Annotated in this window: 2 protein-coding genes; both read left to right on the top strand. The window is 61.7% G+C overall.

The features are described from left to right. Window positions 1-80: 80 nt before the first annotated feature. Window positions 81-1004 carry a glutaminase gene (locus ABI_RS11095; protein WP_006273061.1) on the top strand — a complete coding sequence of 308 codons (924 nt, stop codon included), beginning with the start codon at window positions 81-83 and terminating at the stop codon, window positions 1002-1004. 36 nt (window positions 1005-1040) lie between these two features. After that, window positions 1041-1337 (top strand): type II toxin-antitoxin system ParD family antitoxin, encoded by a 297-nt coding sequence (locus ABI_RS11090; RefSeq protein ID WP_006273060.1) that lies wholly within the window; start codon window positions 1041-1043, stop codon window positions 1335-1337. Window positions 1338-1362 lie beyond the last annotated feature (25 nt).

Here is a 1362-nt window from a genome sequence, read left to right as displayed (position 1 = left end):
GAAAGCTCGGGCGGGCAGTCGCCCTTGCCAAGCGCGATGAGGTGTCGCGCTTGGAGTAACGTTCCGGGTTTGACGAGGCTATGAAACAGTCGATCTCCCTGGCCGATGTGCTCGGCGAAATCAGCGTCCTGGTCCGGCCGCATTTCGGCAAGGGCAAGCCTGCCCACTATATCCCGCAACTGGCGGCGGTCGATCCGCGCAAGTTCGGCATGGCGGTCGTGACCGTGCGCGGCGAGGAATATGTGACCGGCGACGCCGATGAGCCGTTTTCCGCCCAAAGCATCACCAAGCTGTTTTCGCTGGGGTTGGCGCTGAACCGGATTGGCGACGAGGTGTGGACCCGCGTCGGCAAGGAGCCTTCGGGTACGCCGTTCAACTATCTGTCGCAGTTGGAACACGAGCAGGGCGTGCCGCGCAATCCGTTCATCAATCCGGGTGCTTTGGCGGTGACGGATATTCTTCTGGACGTGGTGGCGGAACCGGCGAAGCTGGTGCGCGATTTCATGGGCATGCTGGCGACGGAGCCTTTGACGATCGATGACGAAGTGGCCGGCGGTGAGATCGCGACGGCGCATAAGAACCGCGCCATCGCTAATTTGATGCGCGAATTCGGCACCATCCAGCACGATCCGGAAACGGTGATTGACGCCTATTGCCGGCAGTGCGCGATTACGCTGACGTGCCGACAACTGGCGCGGGCGGCCTTGCCTTTGGCGGCCGGAGGGTTCTCGCCGGTGGTGGAAGAGACGGTGTTTCCACAGCGGCTGGCGCGGCGGTTGAATGCGCTGCTGCTGACCTGCGGGATCTATGACTCGGTGGGGTCGTTCGCCTATCGGGTGGGTTTGCCGGCCAAGAGCGGTGTCGGGGGCGGGATTGTCGCCATTGTGCCGGGCCAGGCGGCTGTGGCGGTATGGTCGCCGGAGCTGGACCGGTTCGGCACGTCGGTGGTCGGGGCCTATGCGCTGGAGCATTTCAGCCAATTGACGAACTGTTCGGTGTTGTGATTTGCGACTGGTGGTAAAAATTGCTACTTTGTTGGCATGCCAGATACAGCCAGACCTAAAGTCGAAAAGATCAGCATCGCCCTGACCCAGGATATGGCGGCGATGGTGCGCGAAGCCGTGGATAGCGGAGAGTTTGCGTCTTCAAGCGAAGTCGTGCGCGATGCGCTGCGTGACTGGAAAAGCAAGCGGACGGAACGTGAGCTGAGACTGGCGGAATTGCGCCAGATGATCGCCGATGGCCATGCGAGTGGTTACGTCGAATGGACTGGGGCCGCGGACATTATTGCAAGGGCGCGGGAAAAGGCTGGGTTGCCTCCGCGAGATTCCGATTGAGCAAGTTATCCTCCCCTGCGTGCGG

The sequence above is a fragment of the Asticcacaulis biprosthecium C19 genome, from assembly GCF_000204015.1.
GTDB lineage: Bacteria > Pseudomonadota > Alphaproteobacteria > Caulobacterales > Caulobacteraceae > Asticcacaulis > Asticcacaulis biprosthecius.
The sequence above is the reverse complement of the archived record's forward strand: the minus strand, read 5'-3'. Positions and strand labels throughout refer to the sequence as shown.